The sequence below is a fragment of the Ferrimonas marina genome (genome assembly GCF_900129905.1).
Classification (GTDB): domain Bacteria; phylum Pseudomonadota; class Gammaproteobacteria; order Enterobacterales; family Shewanellaceae; genus Ferrimonas; species Ferrimonas marina.
Genome location: NZ_FQXG01000003.1, coordinates 465,300 through 491,738, shown reverse-complemented (window position 1 = coordinate 491,738; position 26,439 = coordinate 465,300). Strand labels below are relative to the sequence as shown.

At 54.9% G+C, this 26,439-nt stretch carries 30 protein-coding genes; 20 read left to right on the top strand and 10 right to left on the bottom strand.

The features are described from left to right. Positions 1-4: 4 nt before the first annotated feature. Positions 5-1,708 carry a hypothetical protein gene (locus BUC04_RS09715; protein ID WP_143165657.1) on the bottom strand — a complete coding sequence of 568 codons (1,704 nt, stop codon included), beginning with the start codon at positions 1,706-1,708 and terminating at the stop codon, positions 5-7. Positions 1,709-1,846: 138 nt separating this feature from the next. On the opposite strand from BUC04_RS09715, the gene BUC04_RS09710 reads away from it, so the two are divergent. From BUC04_RS09710 to BUC04_RS09700, 3 genes are read left to right on the top strand one after another with little or no spacing between them, the layout of a single operon-like run. Further along, complete coding sequence (locus BUC04_RS09710; RefSeq protein WP_067655153.1) at positions 1,847-2,641, top strand: sugar phosphate isomerase/epimerase family protein; 795 nt, start codon at positions 1,847-1,849, stop codon at positions 2,639-2,641. Positions 2,642-2,650: 9 nt separating this feature from the next. Then, a complete protein-coding gene (locus tag BUC04_RS09705; protein WP_067655156.1) occupies positions 2,651-3,373 on the top strand; it encodes a hypothetical protein in 723 nt (240 codons plus the stop codon). A 53-nt stretch (positions 3,374-3,426) separates the two neighbouring features. Beyond that, positions 3,427-4,170 carry a hypothetical protein gene (locus tag BUC04_RS09700; protein WP_067655159.1) on the top strand — a complete coding sequence of 248 codons (744 nt, stop codon included), beginning with the start codon at positions 3,427-3,429 and terminating at the stop codon, positions 4,168-4,170. A gap of 1,418 nt (positions 4,171-5,588) precedes the next feature. On the opposite strand, the gene BUC04_RS09695 is transcribed toward BUC04_RS09700, so the two are convergent. Then, positions 5,589-6,293 carry a class I SAM-dependent methyltransferase gene (locus BUC04_RS09695; RefSeq protein WP_067655162.1) on the bottom strand — a complete coding sequence of 235 codons (705 nt, stop codon included), beginning with the start codon at positions 6,291-6,293 and terminating at the stop codon, positions 5,589-5,591. A gap of 266 nt (positions 6,294-6,559) precedes the next feature. On the opposite strand from BUC04_RS09695, the gene BUC04_RS09690 reads away from it, so the two are divergent. The 4 genes from BUC04_RS09690 to BUC04_RS09670 all read left to right on the top strand — a co-directional run bounded on the left by BUC04_RS09690 (position 6,560) and on the right by BUC04_RS09670 (position 8,619). Next, positions 6,560-6,817, top strand: coding sequence for a hypothetical protein (locus BUC04_RS09690; RefSeq protein WP_067655165.1), 258 nt, complete (start codon positions 6,560-6,562; stop codon positions 6,815-6,817). 92 nt (positions 6,818-6,909) lie between these two features. Next, positions 6,910-7,221, top strand: a complete 312-nt coding sequence (locus BUC04_RS09685; protein WP_067655168.1) for a hypothetical protein — start codon at positions 6,910-6,912, stop codon at positions 7,219-7,221. Positions 7,222-7,289: 68 nt separating this feature from the next. After that, positions 7,290-7,787 (top strand): hypothetical protein, encoded by a 498-nt coding sequence (locus tag BUC04_RS09680; protein ID WP_067655170.1) that lies wholly within the window; start codon positions 7,290-7,292, stop codon positions 7,785-7,787. A 526-nt stretch (positions 7,788-8,313) separates the two neighbouring features. Continuing rightward, entirely contained in the window at positions 8,314-8,619 is a 306-nt protein-coding gene (locus BUC04_RS09670) for a hypothetical protein (RefSeq protein ID WP_143165656.1), read from the top strand. A gap of 16 nt (positions 8,620-8,635) precedes the next feature. Here the strand turns inward: BUC04_RS09670 and BUC04_RS09665 are convergent, their stop codons facing one another. The 3 genes from BUC04_RS09665 to BUC04_RS09655 form a co-directional block, all read right to left on the bottom strand. Beyond that, the gene (locus tag BUC04_RS09665; RefSeq protein WP_082766546.1) at positions 8,636-9,400 is read right to left on the bottom strand and encodes an EAL domain-containing protein; all 765 of its coding nucleotides are present in this window, start codon (positions 9,398-9,400) and stop codon (positions 8,636-8,638) included. Between the two features lies 1 nt (position 9,401). Next, complete coding sequence (locus BUC04_RS09660; protein WP_082766547.1) at positions 9,402-9,773, bottom strand: winged helix-turn-helix domain-containing protein; 372 nt, start codon at positions 9,771-9,773, stop codon at positions 9,402-9,404. 115 nt (positions 9,774-9,888) lie between these two features. Next, positions 9,889-10,839: a helix-turn-helix domain-containing protein gene (locus BUC04_RS09655; RefSeq protein ID WP_067655186.1), complete on the bottom strand. Its 951-nt coding sequence runs from the start codon at positions 10,837-10,839 to the stop codon at positions 9,889-9,891. 207 nt (positions 10,840-11,046) lie between these two features. On the opposite strand from BUC04_RS09655, the gene BUC04_RS09650 reads away from it, so the two are divergent. Next, complete coding sequence (locus BUC04_RS09650) at positions 11,047-11,355, top strand: hypothetical protein (protein ID WP_067655189.1); 309 nt, start codon at positions 11,047-11,049, stop codon at positions 11,353-11,355. Between the two features lie 36 nt (positions 11,356-11,391). Here BUC04_RS09650 and BUC04_RS09645 read toward each other — a convergent pair whose 3' ends face one another. Next, positions 11,392-13,200 carry a hypothetical protein gene (locus BUC04_RS09645; RefSeq protein ID WP_143165655.1) on the bottom strand — a complete coding sequence of 603 codons (1,809 nt, stop codon included), beginning with the start codon at positions 13,198-13,200 and terminating at the stop codon, positions 11,392-11,394. Positions 13,201-13,396: 196 nt separating this feature from the next. On the opposite strand from BUC04_RS09645, the gene BUC04_RS09640 reads away from it, so the two are divergent. Genes BUC04_RS09640 through BUC04_RS09625 form a run of 4 tightly spaced genes read left to right on the top strand, consistent with a single transcriptional unit; the run spans position 13,397 to position 16,850 of the window. Then, on the top strand, positions 13,397-13,825 hold the full coding sequence (locus BUC04_RS09640; protein ID WP_067655194.1) for a hypothetical protein: 429 nt from the start codon (positions 13,397-13,399) through the stop codon (positions 13,823-13,825). Between the two features lie 30 nt (positions 13,826-13,855). Next, positions 13,856-14,875 carry a hypothetical protein gene (locus BUC04_RS09635; protein ID WP_067655197.1) on the top strand — a complete coding sequence of 340 codons (1,020 nt, stop codon included), beginning with the start codon at positions 13,856-13,858 and terminating at the stop codon, positions 14,873-14,875. Beyond that, positions 14,872-15,858: a hypothetical protein gene (locus BUC04_RS09630; RefSeq protein ID WP_067655199.1), complete on the top strand. Its 987-nt coding sequence runs from the start codon at positions 14,872-14,874 to the stop codon at positions 15,856-15,858. Before BUC04_RS09635 ends, BUC04_RS09630 begins: the two co-directional genes overlap by 4 nt. After that, complete coding sequence (locus BUC04_RS09625; RefSeq protein WP_067655201.1) at positions 15,855-16,850, top strand: hypothetical protein; 996 nt, start codon at positions 15,855-15,857, stop codon at positions 16,848-16,850. The genes BUC04_RS09630 and BUC04_RS09625 overlap by 4 nt, the downstream gene beginning before the upstream one ends. Positions 16,851-16,963: 113 nt before the next feature. On the opposite strand, the gene BUC04_RS09620 is transcribed toward BUC04_RS09625, so the two are convergent. Continuing rightward, complete coding sequence (locus BUC04_RS09620) at positions 16,964-17,455, bottom strand: hypothetical protein (RefSeq protein ID WP_067655204.1); 492 nt, start codon at positions 17,453-17,455, stop codon at positions 16,964-16,966. A gap of 100 nt (positions 17,456-17,555) precedes the next feature. Beyond that, positions 17,556-18,923: a PhoH family protein gene (locus BUC04_RS09615; protein ID WP_067655207.1), complete on the bottom strand. Its 1,368-nt coding sequence runs from the start codon at positions 18,921-18,923 to the stop codon at positions 17,556-17,558. 266 nt (positions 18,924-19,189) lie between these two features. Between BUC04_RS09615 and BUC04_RS09610 the strand changes: the two genes are divergently transcribed. From BUC04_RS09610 to BUC04_RS09585, 6 genes are all read left to right on the top strand, one after another. Beyond that, positions 19,190-19,816 (top strand): hypothetical protein, encoded by a 627-nt coding sequence (locus BUC04_RS09610; protein ID WP_143165654.1) that lies wholly within the window; start codon positions 19,190-19,192, stop codon positions 19,814-19,816. Continuing rightward, a complete protein-coding gene (locus BUC04_RS09605) occupies positions 19,813-20,292 on the top strand; it encodes a hypothetical protein (protein ID WP_067655213.1) in 480 nt (159 codons plus the stop codon). Before BUC04_RS09610 ends, BUC04_RS09605 begins: the two co-directional genes overlap by 4 nt. Before the next feature lie 8 nt (positions 20,293-20,300). Next, positions 20,301-20,858 (top strand): hypothetical protein, encoded by a 558-nt coding sequence (locus BUC04_RS09600; RefSeq protein ID WP_143165653.1) that lies wholly within the window; start codon positions 20,301-20,303, stop codon positions 20,856-20,858. 130 nt (positions 20,859-20,988) lie between these two features. Next, entirely contained in the window at positions 20,989-21,519 is a 531-nt protein-coding gene (locus BUC04_RS09595; protein WP_073325795.1) for a hypothetical protein, read from the top strand. 132 nt (positions 21,520-21,651) lie between these two features. Then, on the top strand, positions 21,652-22,062 hold the full coding sequence (locus BUC04_RS09590) for a hypothetical protein (protein WP_143165652.1): 411 nt from the start codon (positions 21,652-21,654) through the stop codon (positions 22,060-22,062). Then, the gene (locus tag BUC04_RS09585) at positions 22,059-22,391 is read left to right on the top strand and encodes a hypothetical protein (RefSeq protein ID WP_067655224.1); all 333 of its coding nucleotides are present in this window, start codon (positions 22,059-22,061) and stop codon (positions 22,389-22,391) included. The genes BUC04_RS09590 and BUC04_RS09585 overlap by 4 nt, the downstream gene beginning before the upstream one ends. Positions 22,392-22,651: 260 nt before the next feature. On the opposite strand, the gene BUC04_RS09575 is transcribed toward BUC04_RS09585, so the two are convergent. After that, the gene (locus BUC04_RS09575) at positions 22,652-23,476 is read right to left on the bottom strand and encodes a phospholipase A (RefSeq protein ID WP_067655230.1); all 825 of its coding nucleotides are present in this window, start codon (positions 23,474-23,476) and stop codon (positions 22,652-22,654) included. Positions 23,477-23,740: 264 nt separating this feature from the next. On the opposite strand from BUC04_RS09575, the gene BUC04_RS09570 reads away from it, so the two are divergent. Both BUC04_RS09570 and BUC04_RS09565 read left to right on the top strand, forming a co-directional pair. After that, on the top strand, positions 23,741-24,013 hold the full coding sequence (locus tag BUC04_RS09570) for a hypothetical protein (RefSeq protein WP_159437681.1): 273 nt from the start codon (positions 23,741-23,743) through the stop codon (positions 24,011-24,013). An 83-nt stretch (positions 24,014-24,096) separates the two neighbouring features. After that, positions 24,097-24,783, top strand: coding sequence for an extensin family protein (locus BUC04_RS09565; RefSeq protein ID WP_067655236.1), 687 nt, complete (start codon positions 24,097-24,099; stop codon positions 24,781-24,783). On the opposite strand, the gene BUC04_RS09560 is transcribed toward BUC04_RS09565, so the two are convergent. Continuing rightward, positions 24,775-26,433: a hypothetical protein gene (locus BUC04_RS09560; protein ID WP_067655239.1), complete on the bottom strand. Its 1,659-nt coding sequence runs from the start codon at positions 26,431-26,433 to the stop codon at positions 24,775-24,777. The genes BUC04_RS09565 and BUC04_RS09560 overlap by 9 nt on opposite strands. Positions 26,434-26,439: the final 6 nt, after the last annotated feature.

Below are 26,439 nucleotides of genomic sequence, written 5' to 3'. Positions count from 1 at the left end.
CGGACTAGATGGCACTCTGCAGGCCCAGTAGGGCTAGATCCGCCCTCAACTGCTTCATATCGACAGTGCAGTAACGGTGCTGCCTGCCGAACCGGTACTCCAGATCATTGACGTGGCGCAGTTGCAGGGTCCGCTCCCGGATCATCGGTATCAGATGGGCCACAGCTTTGGCTTTGGGTAAATGGAACACTCGGCCGTCTAGCTCGTACTCAACCACATCCATCGCACCAGTACCCACTAAGCGCTGGATGCGATGCCTGGGATCCCACTCCCCCCCGGTTGACCATCCATGATGAGCAAAAGCCCGACTATAGGCCGACGGATCGAACCACTCGGCCATGTTGTCGACCCGCCAAAGAGCCAACGACAGGGCGAACAACGGTGTGTCACGCAGTCCTGCCCATGCTCCCCGGGTCAACGCACAGAGGAAGTCATCAACCCGCGCCACTGGCGCCACACTACCGGCTTCCAGGCTCACGGAAGCCTCTTGTGCGGCATCCAGCACCAGTGCTCTCACTGGTCCCTCAGGTGCACGCCCCATGGCGCCAACGAACTTCGGCCACCATTCCCTGGCCGGCCTAAGATCGGGTAAACCGAGTTGTTCTTCTTCGCGACGACACACCAACGCAAGCAGCCTCGCTTGTCCCCGCGCCATAGACTCAGCCAAGCACTCTCTTTTCACCCTGTAGATCAGTTTTCGCTGGAAGTAGCTAAGCTGGTCCGTGTTCTTGGCTGCGTTGTTCAGCCGCTCCAGTGCATCCACGTGCTCCGATAGGCCTTGATGGGCACCCCCTCGCCCTGGCCAGGACAGAGTGAATTTGATGGCTTCCTGGGCCTTACCCTGCCCCTTCGTCTTCAGCCTTTCGTAATCACTCCTGCTCAGTACCATAGATCGCGGAAACTGCCTGACCCATTCTTGCCACTCAACTATCCCTTCAAAGCCCAGACTTTGGCTTAACTGGTCGAAGCAACGGCTCAGTTGCAACCACAACTCGGGCCACTGGCCGTCTATCTGCAACGGACCGGCGGACGGAAGCGCAATACAGATATCTACGCCGTTTAGCGAGACCTGAATGGGTGCCTCAGCGAAGCTGGCTTGAACACGTAACTTCACCTTCGGCGGCAACACAACCCCTTCACCGGCCAACTTGTCCTTGATGTAGCGCACCCGCCCCTGCTTTGCATTGAGCTTGTCCCGATCTATCAGCGCCCACATCAGGTCCTGGTTTGAGTATTGCTTCACCGCCCTGTAGCCGGCCAGACGACGTTTCAGCTCACCGCCTGGGTATGGCAGGCGCGCATTGGCCAAGCCGGCCAGGTGCTTGTGGTATGGCAAGCCAGTGTCTCCAAAGGCACTGCACCACCAGGTCTCGAACTCAGACATAAAAGAGGCAAGGCCACTGGCTCGCTGTCGCTTCCCCTTACGGGCCTTCGCGATATCCAATACCTGATCAAACGCAGCACCCTTCAGCAAATCTTGGACATCGGCCTTACGAAGGCCCAGCTTGGTCAAGTCTGCCAATTCACCGTCCAACCCACCAAGGGAAGGGGATTCTCCACTGCGGATCTCTCTGGCCAACCGGATCAAACGCTCACGGGAAACTGCTGGCGGACCTGGTCGGACCCTCAATCCATTGGCACTGAATATGGCCTGCACCAATGAACACCCCTGCTCAAGCGACGACGCTATCACTGCACTACGTTCCATCTTCAAAACTCCCTGTTTAACTTCTCTTTTTTACCACAGCGCCACCCCCTCAACCAACCAATACCGCAGCGCAGTTAGACGGTGGAACAGATGCCCACGGTAGAATTAAGTATTAGACATAATTATTGGTGCTCAGGAATGCCGACGATTGGCCTTAAACTCTATCTGGACAACCTGCACAACGAAGAGCTGTTCGAATCTGCGATCAAAGCACTCCGTGAAGGGGAATTTGATTACCTTGAGGCCTACGTGCGCCCCGGGGCCCTTCAAGGGTTCCCGCAGTTGCGGCTCAATGCCCTAATGCCATTCATCCGGGTTGTCCACGCCCCGCACATCGGCGATGACTTTGACCCGGCCCGTCGATACAACTGGAAAGCGAACCTCGATAGGCTTAACGACAGCTTTTCCCTCGCGGATATCTGCGACTCGGACACCATCATCATCCACCCTGGGCTCAATCACGGACCCAATGCGCTGGACGCCAACATCGAGTTCCTCCACGTGTTGAACGACCCCCGCATCGCCATTGAGAATGTTCCAGCAAGTTCGGGACGGTCGGCCAACCACTTGGGAAACACCCCGGACAGCATTAGCCGCTTCCTGGAGTGCTTGGATATCGGCTTTTGTTTTGACTTCAGCCACGCCGTTGTTGCCGGCCTGGAGACGCACCAGAACCCTCACCATCACCTGGCCGAATTCATGGCCCTACAGCCACGCATGTACCATCTGTGCGACGGCCTGATGGGCACCGCTCGCGATCTGCACTGGCACCTGGGCCAGGGCGACTTCCCGCTACCAACGTTTCTCGATGTTGTCGGCGATGACCGGGTGTCATTAGAAACCGGGATCAGCGTACCCCGACCGTGCTTGATCGAACAACGTAATGACGCACACCGTGCCAGGCAACTGGCATCTGCTCAAAATGCCCAATAGGGAACCGGAATGACAGACCTCGACAAGATCCACGACCAACTGTACATGCTGGACAATCTGATAGAGAAGAGCCGCGTTCCAGTCTGGGCAGACCCCACGCAAGCCATTGAGGTCAGCATGATTGGCAAAGGCTATTTCAAGTTACACCGGCCTGACAACACCCACTTTTCCTTGTTGGAAAAAAGCCTTGAAGGGCTTGAGGAACATGCATCGGAAGCGGAATCCCAAACCCAAATCCTATTTAACCTCGATAACAAGACCACCAATTGGCTCTCCTCATTGCGACAGCGAACCAATCGCTTAAAGGCATCGTCGAGGTTACAGTCATCCATTAAGGAAGGCGATCGCGTGAGGCAAGAGGTCCACCTTTGCGGTGTCAATGCCCGCAATTCCATTGCTAATGATGCTCAACACTATCAACTTGCTTTTATAAAGCAAGGTCTCTGTGACGCCCATAACATTGTGGCCAACAAGTTACCAGTCAATGACAAAAGGTGCATTGAATTACTGAAAACCTGCAGGTCGCTTGCCTCCCTTAGTAAGTTCTTTGACGACATCAACTCGGACTCCGAGATTACTAAATGTGCGAAGAACCTCTCAAGCTATTTGGGGAAGGGCGAAGGAACATTTAAAGATCCCAAGTTAGTGCACTCCTTAACATCTCGATTTAAACAAGCCGCACAAAGCCACATTGTGAGTCAAAGAGATCGCGCTGACGGCTACAACCTTTAGGTTTTTATTGACCAGATAAGTCAAACTAGATTCTCGACTACAGGCACAGAACAATGACAGAAGACAACAGGCCCGAAGATCCAGCAAAGCTCGACATTCAAGCAATTTATCGACATGTAACTCTAATGCATTCGCTCAAAAGGGACTTGATTTACATCAACCACGCAGACAAGGGCGAGTATAGAGCGTATGTAACCGCGATGCAGCATAGCAGTGGAAAAAAACGGCCAGATGAGCATATTGAACGAGTAAAAGACTCTGTAAAGGCCATGTACGAACACATCATGGCAAAAGACCAATATTTTGAAGTAATCGAGAATATCGGCAGCGGATTAGACCGTAGCTATCAACAACAAGCCCGCCGTGAACACGCTGTTGAAAAGCATAGCTACTACATGCTTCGCGCCCAAGAACAACTGGTAAGAAGCGTAGAGCTCTTGGATAAAGCCATTGAGGCAAGTGCCGCAAAATCCGTTTCTTTCCAGCGTGCTGCAGTATGGGACGGCATGCGTAAAACCTTTGACCTGGTAAATGTCGGGCTCGACCAGGCAAAGGTGAGTTATTACGGACTGCACCGGTCTGCAACAACGCTTGTTGCACTTAGTGAGATCTATCCGAAGCTAACTTGGCACCAGCCACTTCTGGACTGCGCAAAGGCCATTGTCGAAATGGACCGGTTTTCCCCTCTCGATACCGTCAGCATCGACCATCTGAACCATCGAATTGAAGCCTTCAGGGAAGCGGCTGGGCGACATTATAAACTCGATAAAAACCATGATGAATCTTTGTCACTATGATATTAATTTTTGCAATGGCCACCCAAGGGGCTGCCAATTTAACTTTAGCACCACCCATTATTTTTCTAACAGGGCTTGGCTATCTTGCTCAATTGACCATCAGAGAACGCATCAAGCATCGGAATAATTGGTGAGTCACACCTCATTATTCAAGACACAAAGCGCAGTAGGAACTTACCCTAACCTCTGCGCTTTTTACTGTGCCAGCACTAGCCAAATTCCTTGAGCGCTATAAACTCCAACAAAAAACCCAATAATCGCGACACATTGCCTTTCGCTTATTAGATTATAGAAACTCATCCAGAGTCTAATAAATCTATCGACACCAGTCGTTGCGCAGGTGTAAATATATCGTTAACACCCTTATTTTTGGTTGATTATCCAGACTGGCAAAGCTCGAGTGATATTATTAATCTAACGACTAACATGGAAATTTGCCGTCATGAAGTTACGACAGCTGTTAATTCTTTTGGGCTTACTTGCCGCAACCAGCACCGGTGTTGCTATGGCCAAGCAATGGCATAGTGGCATTGTTACAACTGCTAGCGATATTAGCTCCACCCCACTGGTTACCGGCAGCAGCGGCTCAACCACACCCAGCTATACAGCCCCCAGCTTGTCACTGTCCTGCAACCGCACCAGCTGTAAGCATCACGTGAGTAGCTATTCCGGCTCGGCCTATGCCTCTGTTACGGTCTCAGCAAGTGCCTCGTGCCCTCATGGCAGTTGCTCATACAGCTGGACCTACGGCAGCACCAACCCAGGCACTGCCAGCATCAGTGGGAATTCGCGTACCTGGGGGATTTCCCGGACTACTTCAGGCGAAAGTAAACGCCAGGGCACTGTGACGGTCAGGGTCACCGACAGCACATCAAAACTCTCCACAACCCGATCAGTATACGTCGATGCCGTCGCCACGTTTACCCAACTCCAAAGCCAGACCGCCGTACTTAACTGCAGCTCTGGCACTCTGAGTTACACCTGTACCGCAGGTAGCCAGATCCGGTCTGAAACTTCCCCCGGTGTCTGGGGCAGCTGGACCCAAGTACAGGCACCGGTTTGTGCAGCGAACGCTTTGCAATGTTTCGGTGGTGGCGGTGGTGGCTGCGTCGGGCAAGGCGACTGCGACCTAGATAAGGACGACCGCTGACCACAAGACGCAAAAAAGCCGCCAGAAGGCGGCTTTTTTACCCAGCGATGCTGGACCCGGGACGAACCGGATGGGCCAGTACACCTCACGAGCACCGGTCCCCAGTGACCTCGGCCACTGCTGTAACGACGAAACTACTCAAAACCGCTACATTAATTACGCTAACAGCTCTGCCGGGAAATCCCAAACCCCCGTGCAATATTTAATGGTTCTTACCCCGCACCCACGATGTAGCCACTGCCCCTTCAAACACCCCGGTCACTGCGGATCACTGACTCCAGGCACTTTGCTGGGCAAGGTAGCCTGTCACACGCTCCGTCCTATGGTGGTAACTCCGGTAGGGGATCCCAGGGAAATCCGGCCATAATCTCAGGTAATCATCAGCTTCCAGCGGCAGATGACAGCCCCCTGGGGACTCGCCGACCACAATCACTCGAGCTTCCGCCCCCTTTAGTTGCGCCCAGGTCCGGATCACCTCCACATAGTCTTCAGCCCTGTCAGGGCACACAAGCAGCAACACGTCGGATTGCTTCCCATAGCGCCGGACCGCCTCTTTACCGTTGGCCTTTACTACATGCGTACCCGTGAGCGGGTCAACCTTGCCCTCCGACCGGTCCGTAGCAATGACCTCCACATGCCTGTCACGCAGGGACCTGGCCAGAAGGCCCCGGCCGGCGCCGACCTCCAGTACAACCTGTCCCCGCAGTAGCAGTGCCAGCGCGTCCGCCATAGGCGCCGCTACCAGGCCAAAGAAACCATGAGATTGCATTAGCAGACCATGCCCCCAGTCCTTCATGCCGAAATCATCCACCACCGGACCTTTGGGAAACTGGTTGGGTACCCTACCCGCCATCACGTCAAAGAAGTAATCATCGTGAACCGCTTCAACATCAACCCCAAGTAACTGGATCAGATGCTCTGTGCAGCCCCAGGTTGACCTTGAGGCGCAAGCCTCTGCCATGGTTGCATTCATACCAAACTCCATCAATTCAACGAATAGACGATAGCACCCCGGCAAAACCTGACAATCGCTAGCCACACAAAGATTGATCCATCACCGCAACAATGAGTTAACTTGCATTATTATTGCCACTGTGTGACCATCCAAATCGTTAACGACAAGACGGAATTTGTCGGGTTCTTGAAGAGAAATCAAAGCGCACTGGCCCAAAAGGCCAGTGGCAAAAAAGTTTCTTGTTGACTATCGTTTAGCTTCAATCACCCAAGGATGGGAACACAATGGAAAACCTCTACCACGTCGCTCAGAACGGCGACAACATGACCACGTCTGACCTAATCCAGGTTGAAATGACTACCCTGCTGACCAAGCCCCGGCTCAAAGCCTGGCTATGCAGCCGGCAAGACCGCCGCCCAGTCACTGTTGCCGAAGTGATCCCGCTGCGTGGACGCAACTTCGGCCGCAACGGTGACATCGTCTATGACGGCACCCTTGCAGTCCAGAAAGTGCACAACTCCAACGAAGCCATGATGCTTTGAATGGTGAAGGCCGGGCGTTAACCCGGCCTAACTACCCCTGCTGTACGCACTTTGGTATGCTCGGACGCTCGGTAGCCCTTAGGACGAAATCAATGCACGAGCAGCTTCAGCAAGACCTCCAGACCCTTCTCGACAAATACCCTAAAATGGCCATCCAGCTGAGCTTCGCCGGCACAGACACTGCCGGTCACATCGTTTTGTCCAGCCCCGATCTCGGCTTTACTCCTACCCACCAAGGCATGACCAGAAATCCCCACTTCCAGGGCAAGGAGCAGGACAACGACCATTACCTAAAATTTGAGGCCGCCCTGCTGCATCACAAGGTTGCCCTGATCAGCGCGCAATGCAACCAGGAACTCCGGCTTGTTATTGATGCTGAGTTTGAGCCTGGCACCTTCGAGTAACCCGACAGTTGCTTTTCACAATCGCTTACGTCAATATATTTACATATACTGACAATTAGGAAGTCACTATGAACCGATCGCAATGTGTGCTGCAACTGGCCATCGCCTGGTGCCTGAACAGAGATCCAGAAAGTGTCACCCAGGTGTTCGGCCGTCAAATTGCTCACCCGAGCAGCTTTGACGTCCTGACATTTACAAAGGCAGCGGTCGAGAAAGCCCTGACCACCTATGGCACCGAAGTAGCAAGGGACGGCTCCTTCGAAATGATAAAAGCCAACGGTGACGTTCTTCAGATGCTTAGTTTTCTCACCCAACGCATTGCCGGGGTCTCCTCCGCCGACGGCACGACCTATATTGGCGCCCACGATGCCGAATGCATCATTCTGAAAGAAACCGGCCTGACCTGGCGTGGCAGCCAGATCCAACCTTTCGTGTTCGCTGAAGAGGAATTAGGCCGACACAGTGACTGGAAGATCAATCGGGACAAAGGGATCATTGACCTCGCCATTGGTGGCGCGGTCCGGATGGATAGCGACCAAGTCCAGCTGGTGATCCGTATCGCTTAGCGCCCGACAGCACTGGACAGACTGCAATCATGCCCCTATGTTATGGGGCATGAGATGTGTCGATCTGATTAAATTACATATAGATAGGTTCGGTTTTTTTGTTATCCACACGGATGACCCGAGAAACCCTGTCTGCTACACCATCGGGCTGACTAACCAGGGGTTACCCGAAATGGTGCTGTCTTGCGCTCCGGCAGATCAGCAGGTAGATATCCTTTCCCGGATAGCCAGGAACACTCTCGATCAAGGCCTGAGTCACTCCCTCGCCGGCATCGATTTACCACTGCACCTGCATCCCCTGCAGGACCCTGAAATCGACGACACACAGGTGCCGTTCCTAACCGCGTACTACCAAAGAAATCCGACTCAACACACACCGAGTCTGCTCGAGCTGGTCATGACCCACTAAAACACGGTCTGCCTCAACGCGCCCCTCTGCGGCCTTCCAAATCATCCACCAGGGATTGCTTGCCAGTGGAGGGTTGTTTCGGTATTGTGCGCACCCGTTTTCATGCCGGTGCTTACCATGTCCCCCAACTCCCGAGCTCTTGATCTTCTAGACTCTATGCCCCGCTTTGGCCAGGGAGAGTCCGACAGTTACCTTCCTCCAGAGATCCAGGTCAACCAGCACTGTGCCAAGGTGTCCTACACCGACCAACAGGACCGCTCCAGAACGGTGTCGTTCTCCATCAGGCAATACGGCAAGGACGAAGCCGTGCTCCGCGCAAGGGCCTGGCTGGCGCAAAGAAGGCACGATGATCAGCGCACCGACCCGGCCATAAACTGCAAAGGGGCAGATACCTATCGCACCCGCCCCAATCACATGCTGTAACCCTACCCTGGTGAAGTTAGTGCAGGTTCGCTCTGGCCTCCGGCCAATGAACTGGGCGGGAGAAGTGGTAGCCCTGCAGCCCGAATACGTGCGGAAGCGTCTTGGCGTTGTTGTACTCCCAGGAGTGCTCAACACACTCAATGACCACACCCCGCGCGGCAGCCTGTGCCTGATCACGACAGAACCAGCGTAGCTCTTCCCACTGAGCATGGTCCACCGGGCACAACACCTTTACGATGTCATAGCAGCCTGCAGAAAGCTCAACCTGACGCTCATCCCCAGCGAGAAAGTCGTAGTCATCGACTGCCAAGGCCACCCCAGCCTGTTTCAGAGCCTGCAACCCTTTCAAATACTCCAGGCCGCGACACTGCATCTCGCGCTCAGTCAGCTCTACCACCAGCTCACAACCCCGTTCTCGCAGATGCTCGGCGGCACTGATTACCAGCTTCAAGCATGCACGCTGGGTAACACTGCTGCGCTCCAGATTGATGAACACTTTGCCCGCCGGCAGAACGATATCGGGCCTTAGCACCTGATCCAACATAGAGCTGAGATAGCCGACAGAAGAAAGCACATCGCCACAGTAGGCCTGGAGAATATCAGGCCTGATCCAGTGATCACCATGAGCCACGGTCATGCGGTCAAAATCTATCAGAACCTCGGTAGCTAGCGGGCCACCTGTACGGCTTCGGATCTCTTGGTGACGAAGATACAACGGGGTAATACCGCTAAGAGCGGGCGGCAGGGATAGGGCTGGGTTGGAACTGACGAGTCTTGGCATCTCACTCCGCTTCTACTAGCAGGTAACCTTTTCCTCTCTCAGTGTACAGGTTTCGACCCGACCCCCTCGCAATCAGCCGCAAGGTCGCAATTAGGCCCCTTACAGTTGGATCTGATACTTCCTTATTACCCCAGACATACTGCTTTAACACATCAACCGGGACGACCTGGCCGACCCGACTTGCGAACAGACACATCGCACGCACATGGGCAACGTGCAGGTACTGCTTCTTTTCAGGGAAATAGATCTTGCCGTTGTGGCTCACCACCAACGCATCCGATGACGCAACAAATTCTGCCACCGCACAACGCGTTTTGAGATCACAGTTACACATCTTTGCAACTGCTGCTGCATTAAACTCACTTTCACTCATTATTCTTACTTTTCATGCGCTTAACGGAACCCGACACATTGTAAGTTGAGCATTTAGTGGTAGAAGGGCATTGAGCAACAAAGCTTTAGAGCTCAATGCCTAATTTGCGTAGTAATTAGGACAACGCTCTTGGCTTGGAATCGACCCGTTCAACCAACCCGGTTTGACCGATGTCCAGTTCCATGGCCGCCATTTCAGAACTGAGAAAATCGACCACCCTCACCATACTCAATGCCCAGGCATAGTGTTTATGACCAATTTTAACGCCACCAAACTCCTTTTCCGGGCCTCTGCCAATGATGGTCCCGCCCAAAGCTTTGATCAGCGCCTTACCGCCCTCTGAGGCGTTGTGCAAAAGACACCACTCAACATGTCGGTCACGGTCAAACAGATCAAGCAAATAGGCCACCTGGTAGCGATACACGTCTACATGAGAGGAAAAGCTGGAGTAGAGGTACATGACCTCCCCCGTCCCCGCGGTCAATAATCGTGCGCTTTCGTTCCCAACGCCACTCTCAGCCAGGCAGGAGTCCAGCAGCACCTGGGGCCGGGCCATCACATAGCTCAAGTGGCCAGCAATCTTGTTGCCAGACTCAATAAGAACGCTTTCACCTGTGTATAGCCCAGCTTCGAACCCCACTGCCAGAGCCCCGACCGGTGCACCCAATAACCGGGTAACAGGTAACAACTGCGGGTGAGTAACGCCCAATTCTGCTGGCAAGCCGCGAGTGACTGTCAGCGCGATGTTCCGAGGGTCATAGACATTGTCTGAGTAGCCATTGAGGTGACTAAAGCGCATGGCCATTGGATCAGGCGCCCTAGGCCCACGCTCTCCCTGGTAGTGCTCACGCACCCAGGACCTGAAGACGCCGATCTGACCATAGTGCCGCGCAATGGCGATCTGCCGCGCCAAAGAAGGCTTGGTCTTCTTGCGCTCCCACCGGCTCACCGTCCCCTCATCAACCGAACCGAGGTCGCTGGAGATGGTGTGCAGCTGATCAGCGAAGTCTTTCTGGCTGAGGCCAAGGGAAGTACGTAGATGCGTTATTAACTCTGAGAATTCCAATGCTTGTCACTGATGGTCTTAGTCAAACACATCATAGTGAACTTGGTTTATTTTACAAACGGTAATGGATGCAGCGTGAGATGAGGATCACGCCTTCTGCCTGACCGTGATCTGCTATACCAGGCCAACTCGGTCTGGTTTGAAGTTGGGCGCTTCGCTGGTTAGCATAGCTGTGTTGATGTTGTTGTTTTGCAAAGGAATGCAGTAATGCAGATTGTTCATGTTGCCAGCGAGCATTTCACCGCGTTGGCCACTGGTGTGAATCCGACTTCCGCGCTCATGGCCTTTCAGGAATCTCTGTTGATGACAGGGCCGGCCATAATCCAATGCTGCACCCCCGGCCGGCTGCCCATCGATGCTGAGATCTTAAAGGTCGAGCAAATCGATCCCAACACGCTCACCGGCGCAGAACTCGACGCCCTGGGCCCACAAAGTGATAGCACTCCCGATCTCAAACCGCCTCGATATGGCCGCCACATCCTGCAAAGGGTTGAGGTGAAAGTCTTCAACTGGTGACAAAAAGGCCCGGGTTAGTGTCCCGGGCCTTTCGCTTTAGACGTTGTTTGCCACCAGGGCCAGCCCTGGCGAGTTCTTCTCTTCCCGTGCCAGCTCGGCGCTTTCAATTTCAAAACGGATCGATCTTAGCAGGCTCTCCCGGTTTTCGATCCTGGGGATCTCGCGGCAGAAGATTACTACATCCTTTTGACCGCGGAAGTGCTCCCGCACCTCGGACTCACGCCACTCAAGCTCTTTTGGTTTGATGTCCCGCAGCATCAGCAAACGGCTACCGCGGAAGATCTCGATCACATCATCACCTTCCCGCAATCCGCTAACGATTTCATTAAAGCCTTCGAATCGCTCGCTGTTCGGAGCCGAGATAAAAATGATCGAGCCAGTTGCCTTCTCAGTGCGAACGTCCCCAATAAAGCTGTCCAGCTTGGCGCCATGATCTTGTACGGCGACCACTTCACCAACCCGGGCATCCTTGCGCCGACGATAGAGGACGTAGCTTGCGCGTGTCAGGAAATACATGACGAGTAATCCACCACCAGCACGCCAAAGGGCCCTCTCGCGCTGAAAAGCATGCTCTTCTTTGAGCAACCCCTCAAGTGCCTCTCGCCTTGACTCGGCCTGACTGGAAAGCATCTCTGCCTGCTCTTCTTTGCGATCTTCTCCGCGGCGCGCCTCTAGCCTGACGGCCTCTAACCGTTCCTGCTCCTTGGCATGCAAAGCAGCCTCAAAGTTACCCCGCTCAGCATGATACTCAGCCATCCAGCTCCAGCTCTCAACCAGGGCCCCCCAGTCTCCCCCAGTGATGGTGAGGTGTTCGCCCATCAACTCCTGACCCCTGGTGATGTTATCCCACCCCCGCTCACCATCAGTGAGCATGACCTCAGACATACCGGCATAGATCATCGAAGAGGACAGCGGCTCTATCATGTCCACCCTTTCGAATTCCAGCATGGCGATGTTTGCTCGCATCAGGCTGTCATCGTAGCGCTCTAAACGAAACATGATTTCGGCCATCATCTTTGAGAAATAGCCACTGTGGATAGGGCCAAATTCAGGCGGATTGTTATTGAGGTTATCCAACTGAATGCCAGCTGCATTAAGGTCGCCCCAGCGCGACAAGACAGTAGCGTAGTTGAACCGAATGAACCAGGCCAGCGAGCTTTTGGGGTCTGTGACGGCAATGGCCTGCTCAAATGACGCCCGGGCGTCTAGTTGTTTACCCAGGTAGTGGTATGACCTACCGATACTGAAATGCAGCAACCCTTCAGGGTATGCAAAGATGTGTTGCTTCGGGCGCAGCACCATATGGCGCATGGCCTCCAGGTGGGCCTGCATGGCCATGGCGGATTTGCCCTGATCCGACAAACCGTTTGCCTGACGAGAGAGCAGGATCGCAAGGACCTCAGGGTTACCCTGCACATGCTCGCTTTGCAACGCGGCATCATAGAGCTTGTCCGCCGCCTCGTATTGTGTGGTGGTCTGAGTAAAGCCGGCCTCGCAGGCGGCAAAATACCCTTTGTAGTAATGGTACGCCGGGCGGTGTTCCATCAAAGCCCGACCCACTGCCAGGTACCGTGCAACCCCCTCCCCGTCGGAAACCAACGTTGAAGCTTCACAGGCCAACAGGTTCCAGCGCAACTTCCAGGCCATGTCGGCCTGCATGTAGTGCTTAACGTACAACGCCTCCAACTGAGGCATGGCACCGGTGTCATACATCGCAATCCGGTTGGCCAGGCGATCCAGTGACGGGGCCTTTACCTCTTCCGCAGCATGACCGAATGGCATCAGCGCAAAACAACAACCCAACAGCGCTATCGCTTTCTTAAACTTCAGTCCAGTCCTAGACACGGCATCATCATCCCTCTGAGTAACAACGCTATTTTGCCAACCCTAAGTATACTTCTCAATAGCTTGGCAACACTTTCGTACAAATAGTGGATTGTTATGTTGCCACATAGGCTCCAAACCCCGGGGTTCTGGGGTCACTTAGGATTTACCACGCGCCCAATTACACTGAATCGAGACCCCCTTTCCCGAGGCACTCATGACTGATCCGCTCGCCACCATCCATCGGCTTGAACAACACCCCTGGCTTGAGCCCACACAACCAAGTACCGCCAGGCTCATCCAGATACAGCGGTTGCGCGGCATTATCCTCATCCTACTGGCGGCCATCGGCCTACCCATACTCCACTGGATGGTCCCTTTTGCCGGATGGCAGGTGTCGCTGTTCCTGTTCTTAGTGGTACTCAGCGGGGCTTATGCCGGGCTGTTCAGCTACAGCCAAAAGCCCTCTAGCCTTGAACAGCCCCCCGAACTGATCAACCGACTACGACTGACCCACCTGGAAAAGGACCGCCTAGATGATCTGGTGGCCTCGCAAGGGGTGCTGTACCGGTTTCAGTATGGCCTGCTCACCCACTTATCCAAGTGCCGCCGACAGGTCGAGTACAATAATAAATATAGGAGTTAGCTTTTCGCCAATGACGCACTGGGGATAAAGATGAAGAAATATGAGCCGCTACTTCGCATGGTCCAGAATTGTATTTTCATGCTGCGGCAGCAGTCTCGCAAAGAACACTTCCCTGATTGCGTCACAGCGGCCTATACCAGTTCACTCTTGAACCGGGTGGCCAACGAGGTTGTTGAACACCTACCTGAAAAAACCTCCAGTGACCCGCGCTGGGTCGACCTCATCAACGACGCTTGCCGAGTACAAAAAGAGCATGGGCTTAGAGAGATGGCCCTCTTAAGACTGGAGCACGATCTGGCAGAAGCCGCTGACTATATTGCAAGGTCCAATAGCCGGGCAGACTTACCAGCCCTGCTGAAACAATTTTGCGGGGAGTGGTCCCCAAACGTCATCAGTTTGCTGACCGATGTGATCCACGACATGGAAACCGTCCTGCCAGTACAGATCAGATATGCCAAACGCGCTCTGGCAGAGACCAACCACACAATTTTGAACTGCCAACACAAGGTCGAACACAGTAACAGCACTGCAAACAGTCCATACAGCCCGGTCCACAAACATCACGATACGTTCTGCATCCCCCTGAAGGAGGATCAGTTCGAATCTGGCTCTAAGCTGAAAATTACCACCTCTCACTGGGAGTACCCTGAAGGTGGACTTCGAGCACGCCGTAACGGCTACAACCCCGACAACCCAGCGCCATCGACGTCACCGTTCCCCTATGACGAAGCGAGTTGGCCAGGCCTAGTCGTGCGCCCGATGAGCGCGAAAGCAGTATACGTTTCCGCTAACGGAGTTGAGACAGAACTGATCAACCATGAGATCCCGGTTGAGAACGCCCAAGTAGATGACTTGGCTTTGGTTGAATTTGCCAGGCAGATTCAAAAAGGTCGGGCCCAATCAGTCCCGGCTGATCTGCTGGCCGAGGTCGCCATGCGCCGAACAAATATGGCAGCACTAACCCCTGATGCGGTCTCCAGGTTCACTGCAGAACAGATCAGCTCTAATGCCCGCGAACCTCAGCCCACCATCAAAGGAATCTACGCATGAGCACCACCTGCACCAGAGAAATACTCAAAGACCTAGCGGGTGTGGCCCAAATCGTACTCCTCTCTCATCGCGGCCCGGTCACATTACCTCAGTTCGACAAAGCCTTACATGTCAGCCTAAAGTCTTGCTACGGATTTGGCTCCGTCACCATACCAACCGTCGTCGTCGAATCCACGTACAACGCATTGAAAGGTAATGACGATACCTTAGCATTCACCAAAGATCATGGGCCCAGGGCAAAAGCCATAATACTGGGAGATGATCCTCATTGCGACTCACAACTACAAAGGTTTCTGGAATCGGTTTGCCGCAAGAACCTCACCCAATGGCGCACCGCAGCAAAGACACTCATCGACCAGCACTGCACTCACCTACTTGGGTGTAGCCTCGACCACGAGCACGTCTACGGAACCACTGGCATGACCCAGAACATCAACCTCGCCGGCAAATCGCTTCACATCGAATTCGATCAGCCAGAGACCCCTCAGAAAAAGGTCATAGACAACCGGATCGCCAGCCCCCGAGTGCAGTTGTCACTCTCCCTGCCCAGCGAAGCTGATAGCTCGATCCGTTTCAGCGACTACTTTTTTGACACTGAAACCCTGCCACCACAGGAGCGAAGTGGGTGCCTAGTAGCACTAAAACAGTTCGCTAACAACGCAGGCAGCGTGCGGTTAACCCATCTCCCAGTCGTCATTGTCGCCGGCTACATCGAGGCGCAAGCACAACAGCATTGTGGACTCATCCCAAGGGCTGTGACCCGCGAACTCCTGGAGACAATGGCACCGCTCTCGCATGACCACGCCCCGGGCACGCTCGGCAACCATGACCCAGACACCCACATGCTGTATTGCGGCGGGCCGCAGTACGAAGGCACCCAGGCCGCCTCCAGATCCTTTTCCGCCCTATCAAAAAGGGCACAAGACCACCTCAACAAGAAAGACGGGCTTCACTTCGAACTCGGACGCGAGGCAACACGATGACCCACCAACTGCTAAACAGGAACCAAGAGGCCCGTGAAATTTTGGCCCAATACCTCATTGACCTTTCCTGGGACATTGGCTTAAAAACACAGCCAAGCTCAGAGGAGTTTCGCCAGAAGTTAGTTAATGGCCTGAAGGAGGCACCTGGCTTCCGTAAATACATCCGGGTGCCCATCAAGCACATGGCGGACATCCGCGCCCCCGGGTCACACACCGAGTTGTGTGTCCAGCTGCAAACCATTTCTGCTGCACTGCGGGAATCCGCAAAAGAGAGCCAACCCTTCTGCCTGGACACCTTCGAGAGCATGAAGTCCATCAAGGGACTAATCCCATTCGCTCAAACAGTTGAAACTCAGATCAGGGATACAGTGGCTGTTTGGCGCGAAGGATACCTTGCTGCTGCCTACGACGGCGAGGGCCAGTTTCGCGCAGAAGTACCGCAGGTCGGCGTGGCACCTGAAGCCCCAGATGTAAAACCTGAGGCAGCATGTGAGAATGGAACTCCTCACCAACGCTTTAGCTTCTCTGCGTTCTTCGGGCACGCCGGGCGAGTAAACTTTATCATGGACGTGGAGTATGAGCCCGCGAGCCAGCACCCTGCCCAGGATGAGCCCAACAATGCCGCCCCCTACCGCAAGCTGACCGTCTCGCTGGAACGTAATGGCGAGGTGCTTGGCCAGAAAGCCGTCTTTGGACCTGGTGAATCACAAGGCGAAGCACTGTTTAAATCTGTTGCCACTGGCAGCAGGCTTACATGGATACCCGGCAAGTTCCGCGATTGCCTGGCACAGGCTGCCAACCCAGAACTGCAGGTACCTTTTGCCACCCGGACAAACTGTGCTGCGGCCACGGATGTTCTCGACGCCAGAAGGCGCGACCTGAGACACGGCCCCTTGCAGCAATTTGAAGAACTCCCCCGCCGCGCACTAAATGTGCTGACCCGATCAGACAAGGCAAAAGAGCCCGACCCAGTACCGGAACCTACCAGTTAAACCAAAGCGGTGGCCTTCGTGGCCACCGCTTTTTTTCTCTGCAATCCGTGAGGTTTAGGCCGTGGCCATACCACGACGCCCCCGCTAGTCTCGCCCTGCAACGAAGCGCATCCCTAGTCGTTAAACCGGCTGTAATCCAGTGTGAATAGCGCGCCCTCTACGTCCTCACCATAGAGCGCGCGGACCTTACCAGCCAGAGCAATGATCGCCTGCTCAAAGGTCTCCCCGCTGACATCCAATTCAATGTCATGGCCAGTGGTCTCTTCGTCCCCCAGTCGCAGGTAATACCCACCCGGGAAATCGTGCTCTTCCCTTACTTCATGGCCGCGCTGAATGACGGGCTGACCACACTCCAGCGAAACCCGGGTAGCAGTGTTTATCTCGGGGTTCTCGGAGACCCCCCCTGTCGCAGGATCTACCCGGACGACTTCGATCTGCAACGAATAATCAAACCAGGATCTGCGCGACTCCAACTCATCACCGGGCTCTAAGCCGGCCATAGCGCCCAGTTCGGCGACCGCACCCTCGCCACTCAAAATATGGCGGTTGTTCACGTTAAAAATTCGGTGCTCGACCAGAAAGTGCCAAGCCTCATAAAAATCCATCACCGCTCCCCATTCCCTATCCCAACAACTGGATAAACCTTACATCCTGCAGCAGAGAAAGCAAAGGCGGCCTAAGCCGCCTCAATCAAACACACAGTGACTAGACGAAGTGCTTCTCGGTGAACTCAGCCAGGGGGCCACGCTCCACTTCATCGAAGATCATCACCGACCCGTTTTGGTAATGGCGGTAGACGCCGACCGCCGCCGTGAGGCCTGAGCTTTGTGCACTCACGAACCGCTGATCAATCTGTGAGAGGTTCCCCAGCAGCATAATGCGGCAGTTCTTTCCAGCACGGCTCAGCATCCCCTTCATCTGCGCATGCGTCATGTTCTGGCTTTCGTCTATGACAATCACTCCGTGATCGATCGACCGTCCGCGGAAATAGGCCATCGAAGTGAATTCGATGTTGGCCTTCTCAATGATCATCTCCATCGAGGACGCCGAGTCATGGTCATCGTCATGCATAGATTGCAAGGCATCTGTCACACCGGCCATCAGCGGTAAGCTTTTTTCCTTCAAATCACCGGGGAGGAAGCCAGGGTCGTCGTCCATGAAATCCCTGGAACGCACGACAACAATGCGCCGGTACTGCTTTTCCTCAACCACCATGTGCACAGCCGCCGCCATGGCCAAGAAGGTCTTACCGGAACCTGCCGGCCCAAGCATCACGTTCAGATCAAAGTCAGGGCAGGTCAGCTGGTGCAGGGCAATAGCCTGGCGCGGGTTCTTTGGTGCGATCCCCCACACCCTGCTCGGGCGCTCCGGCAACAACTCTGTCTCGACGTGGCGATCATCGACATGAAGGATCCGACCTATATGACCCGCCTCGTCGTACCAGTACATACGCGGCTGAGCTTCGTCATTAAACAGCCTCCTGGGCAGGCGATACGTTTTACCGGAAAGGCTGTATTCCTGATCGGTGCTTAACTCATCAAACAGATCACCTTTGAACCGTTGAACACCACTGTAGAGAAGGTCCAGATCAGAGACATGGGTCTCTAACGCAACGTCCTCAGCCCCGACACCAATGGTCTTGGCCTTCAGCCGCATGTTGATATCCCGGCTAACGATGACCACATCCTCCTTCAGCTTACGCTTCAGGTGCAGGGCGTAATTGATGATCCGATTGTCGGCCTCACTGCCAATGCCGCAGGCTAGCCGGTCATCAATTGCGAGCTCTGTATCCACCCCGACGAAGAGGCGGCCACCCTCCCCGTCGGCCGATGTCGGTAGCGGCAAACCCGCCTCAATCTCTTCGGCACTGTGGCCGTTGATGATCTGATCGAGAAGCCTAATCACTGCCCGGGCGTCGGCGCTAACACTGCGGTCACGTCGCTCTTTGAGGTTGTCCAGCTCTTCCAGTACCGTCAAGCAGACATAAACGTCACCCTGGTAAGCAACGAGGGAACCAGGATCGTGAACCAGTGCCGAGGTATCCAGCACACGAGGGGCTGTCGGTTTATCCATACAGAAGGAGACCTTTATCGGTGAGGGAATCGAGGAATTCGGGGATATGCAGGGCATCGCTGCGGGCCCCGATGCTGGCGGACACATCCAAGGGACTAAGGCTAGCCGAGCATGCAGACGCCATTACCGATACGCCACATGACTCAATGCCATGACTGTGGAAACTGAACTGAACCAAGAACCCTGGCATGCCACTCCGCATTATTTATTGCAGTTAGCTCCAGCATACCTTGTTCAGTACGGGTCCATTACGAAACGCTGGCTAAATGACCAACCTCCTGCTAAACCCCCGAAATCCCGGCACCTCGCGGCCCACATCAACCATTGGGGTTTTCAGAATTGCTTGGTACCCTTTTTTAAAACAAAGACAGAGGGATACTGCCACCATGTCCGGTCGCTCATACTTACTGGCCGCCATCCTGGCGATGCTGGGCTATGCCCTACTCACCACGATCATTCAGCACCTAACATCAACCCCACCACCGAAGAGCGAGTTTATTCAATCCTCGGTCCTTTCTGACGTTGCCACGCGCCTTAGGGACAAGATGCAACCCGATCAGTCGCTACTGAGCGGCGATATCGTCAAAACCGAGGCCACCTCACTCTGGTGCATCCGGGGCGTACGGGACCCTAACGCTTGCCAGCCCTTTAGCCCACTGAACAACCACAACCCGCATGTGTACCGGATTGACTGTACTGAGCCCAAGTGCCGAGCATCCATCCTCATGACCAGTACCGATGTCATTCGCCTGAAAGAGGTCAAAGCATCCTTCCTGTCAGATCTAACCGACGCGTGGAGCAATGCTTCATCCACATCACTGCGGACCGAGTCAAACATCGTTGCTGAGCGGATTGACGTCCTCAGGCAAACAGGGGCGGAGAGGGCCAGATGACCAAACTGTTCGATTCTATCGTCTCGCTCTGCTTTGTGACCGCGATTGTCTCAATCTTGTTGTACGGCGCGAACCAATCAAAACCACGTCCATCCTGGGCCCTGTCAAAAGGGCTCTCGGAAACGGCGACTGAACTTCTCGGCCTCCACCAGCCAGACCCAGACTTGCTCCACGGCGAGATACGAACCATTAAGGGATTCCCGTATTGGTGTCTCCCAGGAGAAACCGACCGTAGCAACTGCATTGGCTTAAGTGCAATGTTTGGGGGTTGGTCCCCCTACAAGGTTGATTGCCTGGGGCCCTCTTGTGTCGTCGCTATCCGCGACGACGACCCACATGCAGGGACCCTCGCCGGCCGCAAGAAAGAGCTGAGCCATCTCCTAACCCAGTTGTGGACCGGCAAAGGCAGCGGGTCTTTAAACCGTGCCAGCCTCATTGCCCAGGAGTGGGCAGAAGACCTAACTGAAATTAAATAGGTGTGCTTATGACAACTATGACTGAAGAGCAAACACGAACCAGCGAGTCCGACAGGGTCTACAAAAGTTTTCAGATACAAGTGATCGTACTAATGCTTATTGCACTCGTGTTGGTCCTTTACCACGGCGCGAATACAGATAGCTTAAGAAATCCCACTCAGTCCGAAATGATGGTTTCAGGCCGACTTTCTGATGTTGCTGATAAGGCATATGAACGCTACGCCACATCAGAACACACAACCACAAGCGCCTTCACAGCACCAAAATTTGGGTATGGAGTCGAGCGATTCACTGCCACCTGGTGCACGAAGCTCGAATCCGGCGAAAACTCCTGCACCCACTTAATACAAGCCCAACCAACCATTTCAGTGATTTCAGTGGAATGCATGAACGGGGCCTGCCAAGTCTCTCTACCCAACGACGATCTTGCCCACATCACTCCCGAGGACGCCACTACCATCCTCAACGCTCTTCTCACGGATATGTGGCTCAATGATGATGTCCCTGACGTGACATCGACCGAGGGTAACACCCTGTTGTGGGAGGGCGATGTCACGCCAAGGTAGGGCAAATTACGCAAGGGGGTCAGAGCACCACAATGCCAATCCAACCAACCGCATTGCCCAGGAGTGGGCAGAAGATCTAACTGATTTTATTAGGGAGCCTATGCAAAGCCATCATACAGACCGACAGTTCATGAACAGTGCCAAACTGCCTCTGCATTTGAAGCTCATGCTTTGCGGCATAATGTCCTTACTCGCTGCTTTCGCTGTTTGGCCAATCTGCCTTTTTGAACGCGCTGACAAATTAGCGGACCCTAACGTGGTCTCCCGCTCCCTTTCTGATGTTGCCGAAAACGCTTACCTACGCCACGCCCCACCCCTTAACTCAAGACGAGGCATCTTCGACCAATACCAGTCTGCATTCACCGAACGCGGTCACTACGTTCGCTGGTGCCTGGATGGCGAGATTGGCGATAAATCCTGTGCGTATCTGGAACAAGGGACACTCTATAGCTCAGGGTTCATCGTGGACTGCTTGAAGCGCCCCTGCCGAGTGTCACTGCCAAAGGCCGATCTGGCAGACATCAGCCCCGAACGGGCAGCTGACACCCTCGACGCGCTACTCGAAGAGCTTTGGGGCAATACGGATACTTCTCGCCTTACCACCAAGGAGGGCAGCATCGGGTTGTGGGATGGCGACGTGCTTCCTAGCTTGCATAATTAAAGCAATAAGTTCGGAGCGGTTCGACACCACGCAAAGGTGCCGAAATACTATATTGACCTATATGAAACATACGGATAATATCGACTGAGTTGAGGCACTTGTGCCCGTGTTGTGCAGAAAAGGATTTTTTGAATGGCTACTCGACGCTCATCCCCCTGGGGGACCGTACGGTCTACTCAGCGCCACTTCCGTGGCGTCAACTCATTCTCCACCGGCGATGTTAAAGGCTTGATGATTGGCAAAGGAACTGCCACGAAGCACTTCTCCCCCGAGGCCCTGGCATACGCCACATTCCATGGCTCGCACTTCTGGTTCGAAGGTGAAGTTGGGCTGAGCGTCGCCCTGTTCGACTCGGATCAGATCCGGGATGCGTATTGTCTGGACCACCCCCAGGACTACCTTGAGGGTGAAAAGCTCAAGTCTAACCAGACCGTCAAACGAGAGCTGCTGGCCAAGCTGTCCCTGGCTGCCCCTAGCTACCTGCAAAACATTGGCATAGAGCCACTGCTGGGCCATCTGGACCCCGCTTACCCAGCGCCGTGATCGACAAGGCGGACCGACGGCTTTACCGCCCCACCAACCAGACGGCAAGGCCAAGCTGGTTGGTGGTGATGTCGATCATCACGGCTGTAACGGTACTTGTGGTGGCAAAGCGTGAAATCAGCCTGCAGGACGACGCCCTTTGGCACGCCGGCCACATCGCAACAACCCCCACGACTGCCGAACAATGCATCGAGATCAAAGGCGACATCTACACTGCCGCAGCAGCCTACAGAACCGAATACCACGATCTCGACCGCCGCTTGCAGCAGCGCACCATCAAAGCCAACGTCGAGGCCTGGTACCAGCATAACTGCGGCCCCAGGCCTTAACTTCAGCCCGCTCAGGGTTTGACCTTCGGGCCCTGCTGCTTGCTCAGCGCCAGATTTTGCGCCTTGTCTGCCAATGCTCGCTTTGGCCATTGGAGATCACCCTGACGATGCGCAGGACGTACGAACTCTCCTTTTACTTCAACCTGGGCCTTTGCCGGCCAAACTAGGTCTGCCTCGCCGGCTACCGCCGGTAACGAAGCCAGTACCGCTGCCGCAACACCCAAAGTCCTAATCACGCTCATTCTGTTCTCTCCTGCCTTTCAGTACCATCGCCCAAGCATCAAACCGACTCCCAAACGCTCCATATCGCGATTTGCATCCACCAGGCTTTCGCCATACCCCCGGGAGTATTTAGCGTATATGCTGACGCTGCCGGTCACCGGAACCACCGCACCCACCTCAGCATACCCCCGACCGGTCCCCTGCCCGGGCGCCAACCGGAACAGGCTCCGCAGATCGTAACCGGTTCCTCGGTAGCCAAGCTCCAGCTCACCCGGTCCATAGTAATCCTCCAGCTCGAAGGCCTTACCCCGACCGGCATTGCTCTGGTTCAGGGTTTGCCAGATCTTTGCCGACGCCCTTAACCGCTCCCACCGCACAGCCGCCCCAAGCGCCGCCCTGTCCCACGAATGTGACAGCAGCTTTGCTCGCCCATTTGAGACGTGCTCAACGGCGACGTAGGGCTCAAGGTGGAGATCATCTGTTAACGCAAGGCTCCAACGATACCGGAGGTCGGCGGCATGCAGTTGTTCACGCATGGGCCGCGACTCCGGCTTGTTGTACCACTGCCAATAGGCCCGGAAGGTGTAACCCACCTCCCACTGATCATCACTCAGCCAGCCAGGCTCTGCGACTGGGATCAGCAGACCAACCTGAAACTCCACCTCCACATCATCAATGCGCGGCTCCGCCTTACCATCGGAGAAGTAGGGCATCTGCCGCGGCTTACTCATCTGTGAGTAGGGCATGATGTACGCAGCTTCTGCAGCTCGAACGGCCGAAGGCTCAGCTACCGCAGGGAACCCAACCAGGGCCACCATGACGGCAGCTGCAGTCGCCTGTGCTTTATTATTGTTGTTTTGCATAGCGCGATATTTTGATTTGTTAAGCCATCCTACCAAACCCCAAGTGACCCCGCTGGAAGAGTCTGGCCTACACGCTATATACGCTAGCGAGTGGTGATGACCGGCCTTTCGGATCTTTCTGTTTCCTTTGGTCTTTTTCTGGGCTAAAGTGGCCTTGTTGCGGTGTAGTAATCACCAAAGATTAAAGATGTTGGAGTTGTGACAATGGATGTTTGCGCCCCAAAAATCAGTAAGCTGAACCAGGAAGGTTCCAAATTGCTGGCCATGATCAAAGACACCATGCTGCCGGATCTGTCGGAGGCAAACGCCGCCCTGATGGTGACACAGCAGACGCGCCAATCTGCGCTGATCCACATTGAGGCAACAGGCCAGGCCTACCTGTCTCACTGGAACGGCCAGGCCACCTTCTGGCACGGCCAGGCCCTACGATCTGGCTATTTCGAAGCTACCTGGGATCCCGCCACTCAGGGGCCGCGGCTCAAGCCGCTGTGCAAAGCCGACTACGAGTGCCGCCTGTTTACCCGAATGGCTGCGTAAAGGCACCATCCCACTCAGATAACCCTCGCCAGCGCCGCTGGCGTGCAAGGCTCCGTATGCCGCCCACGCTACGGAGCCATCCCATGTCCCTGGTACGATTCAATGCCCTCGCCGGCATTCCCCTCCATTACGACCGCTATCTACCCCCATCACCCCATGTCTACGGCACACGAGGCAAACAACTGTTCTTCAAAGCCGCTCCGAGAATGCTAGGGGCACTGGAAGCCTGCTTCGAACAGCTAAGCAGCGAGTGTCCCATGGGCAGGCCCCAGGTCATCACCACCGCGGGTGCCTGGGTTAGCAAAGGCGGGTCGCACGGGAAGGGTATTGGCTTCGACCTCGATGGGCTGCACTGGGAAGGTAATCAATGGATCGCCACTTCCTACCCGCAATCGCCGTCGTTTTACCTGGGGATCGAGTCGGTCTTGCGCCAACATTTCGGCACGGTTCTGGGATTCAACTACGACCGGCGGCATGAAGATCACTTCCACATTGACCTAGGCACAGCCGTTGGCTTTAACCGGTACTCCAAGTCACGAACGGAATACGTGCAGGCCTGCTTACTCCACTTGCATGGCTACCAGATCGATATCGATGGCCGGTACGGGCCAGACACCACCGCTACAGTGAAAGAGGCGCTGGCGGACCTCCAGATCAGTGGGGGACTCAGCTCGAAGGAAAACTGGCACCAGTTCCTAAGGACCAATGCGAAACTCGGGCTAGGCGCATGCCTCATTGCCGCCCCCGAACAATTGCCCCGTTCAGCGTGACGTTCGCTCGAGGGGGCTCCGTACATCGAGGCTACCAGCCCCCGTAGCGACCCGCAGCAGTTTGCTGGCCATCACGGTACTGTTGAGGTACCGGCCCTCTTTAAGGCCATAGATCATCGCTGCCGCCGTGCCCTTAACCAACCGGTCATTGTCAGGCACCTCACCCAGGTCGACGATGTCCTCAATTGCCCTGGCGAAGTCCTCGTGACGAAGTTTGAGATCCACACCATAGTGGTAATTGGTAGCAGCAGTAAATCCTGCAACCGCCTCGAGCAGCTCCGTAGGCGCATCCGCTACCTGAGCCGCTGCGCACAGATTCTCCAACACGTAATGACCCAGCAACTCGTGGGCGACCGTCTTCAGGTTAGCCGCTCCCTGAACCAGGCTGACAGCTGCAGCGCCAGACTCATAAAAATCAATAAAGCCCAGGCCTGATACGGCAAAAGGTTTGGCCGGCTTGATGCGCGCCGACCGATTCATATACACCTCACCTTGCGGACCCGTGGAAACCATTTCCACCAGCCGTCCGAGCTTCTCTCGTTCGCTACCAGGCCCCTCTGCAACCCTTGCCATCTCTTCGACCAATTGTGCGGACAGTTCCCCGTACTCCCGCCAGTAGATACTGTCTGCCCGGAACGTCGACGAATCGCTGTTTTCAACACGCTCCCGAGTCTCCTCAAGCACCTCCAGCCGGGAGTATAGGTCCCAATACCGATCCGATAGTTTGTCTAACGCATCCGCTTCTACAGGGGTCACATGATCCCAGATGTCGTCCAGGCCACATCCGTACTTCTGGGCTAATTCCGCTCTACAGACCCCGTGCTCCTCAAAGGCTTCTACCGCTTCGGAATCCGTGCCTTTGAGGATGGCCATGGTGCGGTCCAGCAAACTTATCACCTGCCGAGTGTTGGCCCGCGGGCTGAACCCTGCACACCACCTCTCAATGCCGGCAATGGCGTGCTGAAACTCATGATTGAGAACAGAGATTATCTGTTGCCTTGCGGATGGAGCAGAGAGATCCAGGGCCTTACAGCCAACTTCAATCCGCATCTCAGCTTCTGAATAGCACCCACCTCTTCGCTCGGGGTCAAACACAACGGTGATCTCACTGAGCAATGGATAGGCCCGGAGTAACGCCTGCCCCATCGGCAGCAAAGAACCAGCCCTGATGTGGCATGGCTTATTTGGGCTCTCTTGCAGTTGCCCCTGGACCCTATCGAAGTCGGGCTTCAGCGGGTCTAACAGTAACCCCTTGAACACCCCCTCATGCTTATCGAACACCAGGCCCGTGGCGTCAAATACCTGCTGCGCCGACGCCCCGCCGTCGTGCAAACGTGCAGCTGCGTCAAACGCCCCAGCAGACATGTTCACGACACCACCATCAGCTGAGCCAAGGTGCGACCTCGCCCCGACCAACTGGAAATAGCGGTTGGCGCCAACAGGCACTGCTGCAATGTCCTCGACCAGGTCGACACGTATCTGCTCGAGCATCGCCATGGGCTCACGGCCGAGCACCGGAGCTATGTACTCGACGTGGGCAAAAAGCAGATCAAGGATGTTTTGGACGCCCTGGGTGTTGCCCGACAGATCAGCCCGCTGGACTGAGGCTGCCAGAGCTTCACCGGCCGCTGTTTCTTGGTATGGATGCATGGTGAC

What these genes read in the sequence shown, in the direction of transcription:
- BUC04_RS09715 (WP_143165657.1), bottom strand. Translation starts at nt 1,708, where the DNA reads ATGGAACGTAGTGCAGTGATAGCGTCGTCGCTTGAGCAGGGGTGTTCA.
- BUC04_RS09710 (WP_067655153.1), top strand. Translation starts at nt 1,847, where the DNA reads ATGCCGACGATTGGCCTTAAACTCTATCTGGACAACCTGCACAACGAA.
- BUC04_RS09705 (WP_067655156.1), top strand. Translation starts at nt 2,651, where the DNA reads ATGACAGACCTCGACAAGATCCACGACCAACTGTACATGCTGGACAAT.
- BUC04_RS09700 (WP_067655159.1), top strand. Translation starts at nt 3,427, where the DNA reads ATGACAGAAGACAACAGGCCCGAAGATCCAGCAAAGCTCGACATTCAA.
- BUC04_RS09695 (WP_067655162.1), bottom strand. Translation starts at nt 6,293, where the DNA reads ATGAATGCAACCATGGCAGAGGCTTGCGCCTCAAGGTCAACCTGGGGC.
- BUC04_RS09690 (WP_067655165.1), top strand. Translation starts at nt 6,560, where the DNA reads ATGGAAAACCTCTACCACGTCGCTCAGAACGGCGACAACATGACCACG.
- BUC04_RS09685 (WP_067655168.1), top strand. Translation starts at nt 6,910, where the DNA reads ATGCACGAGCAGCTTCAGCAAGACCTCCAGACCCTTCTCGACAAATAC.
- BUC04_RS09680 (WP_067655170.1), top strand. Translation starts at nt 7,290, where the DNA reads ATGAACCGATCGCAATGTGTGCTGCAACTGGCCATCGCCTGGTGCCTG.
- BUC04_RS09670 (WP_143165656.1), top strand. Translation starts at nt 8,314, where the DNA reads ATGTCCCCCAACTCCCGAGCTCTTGATCTTCTAGACTCTATGCCCCGC.
- BUC04_RS09665 (WP_082766546.1), bottom strand. Translation starts at nt 9,400, where the DNA reads ATGCCAAGACTCGTCAGTTCCAACCCAGCCCTATCCCTGCCGCCCGCT.
- BUC04_RS09660 (WP_082766547.1), bottom strand. Translation starts at nt 9,773, where the DNA reads ATGAGTGAAAGTGAGTTTAATGCAGCAGCAGTTGCAAAGATGTGTAAC.
- BUC04_RS09650 (WP_067655189.1), top strand. Translation starts at nt 11,047, where the DNA reads ATGCAGATTGTTCATGTTGCCAGCGAGCATTTCACCGCGTTGGCCACT.
- BUC04_RS09640 (WP_067655194.1), top strand. Translation starts at nt 13,397, where the DNA reads ATGACTGATCCGCTCGCCACCATCCATCGGCTTGAACAACACCCCTGG.
- BUC04_RS09635 (WP_067655197.1), top strand. Translation starts at nt 13,856, where the DNA reads ATGAAGAAATATGAGCCGCTACTTCGCATGGTCCAGAATTGTATTTTC.
- BUC04_RS09630 (WP_067655199.1), top strand. Translation starts at nt 14,872, where the DNA reads ATGAGCACCACCTGCACCAGAGAAATACTCAAAGACCTAGCGGGTGTG.
- BUC04_RS09625 (WP_067655201.1), top strand. Translation starts at nt 15,855, where the DNA reads ATGACCCACCAACTGCTAAACAGGAACCAAGAGGCCCGTGAAATTTTG.
- BUC04_RS09620 (WP_067655204.1), bottom strand. Translation starts at nt 17,455, where the DNA reads ATGGATTTTTATGAGGCTTGGCACTTTCTGGTCGAGCACCGAATTTTT.
- BUC04_RS09615 (WP_067655207.1), bottom strand. Translation starts at nt 18,923, where the DNA reads ATGGATAAACCGACAGCCCCTCGTGTGCTGGATACCTCGGCACTGGTT.
- BUC04_RS09610 (WP_143165654.1), top strand. Translation starts at nt 19,190, where the DNA reads ATGACCAACCTCCTGCTAAACCCCCGAAATCCCGGCACCTCGCGGCCC.
- BUC04_RS09605 (WP_067655213.1), top strand. Translation starts at nt 19,813, where the DNA reads ATGACCAAACTGTTCGATTCTATCGTCTCGCTCTGCTTTGTGACCGCG.
- BUC04_RS09600 (WP_143165653.1), top strand. Translation starts at nt 20,301, where the DNA reads ATGACAACTATGACTGAAGAGCAAACACGAACCAGCGAGTCCGACAGG.
- BUC04_RS09595 (WP_073325795.1), top strand. Translation starts at nt 20,989, where the DNA reads ATGAACAGTGCCAAACTGCCTCTGCATTTGAAGCTCATGCTTTGCGGC.
- BUC04_RS09590 (WP_143165652.1), top strand. Translation starts at nt 21,652, where the DNA reads ATGGCTACTCGACGCTCATCCCCCTGGGGGACCGTACGGTCTACTCAG.
- BUC04_RS09575 (WP_067655230.1), bottom strand. Translation starts at nt 23,476, where the DNA reads ATGCAAAACAACAATAATAAAGCACAGGCGACTGCAGCTGCCGTCATG.
- BUC04_RS09570 (WP_159437681.1), top strand. Translation starts at nt 23,741, where the DNA reads ATGATCAAAGACACCATGCTGCCGGATCTGTCGGAGGCAAACGCCGCC.
- BUC04_RS09565 (WP_067655236.1), top strand. Translation starts at nt 24,097, where the DNA reads ATGTCCCTGGTACGATTCAATGCCCTCGCCGGCATTCCCCTCCATTAC.
- BUC04_RS09560 (WP_067655239.1), bottom strand. Translation starts at nt 26,433, where the DNA reads ATGCATCCATACCAAGAAACAGCGGCCGGTGAAGCTCTGGCAGCCTCA.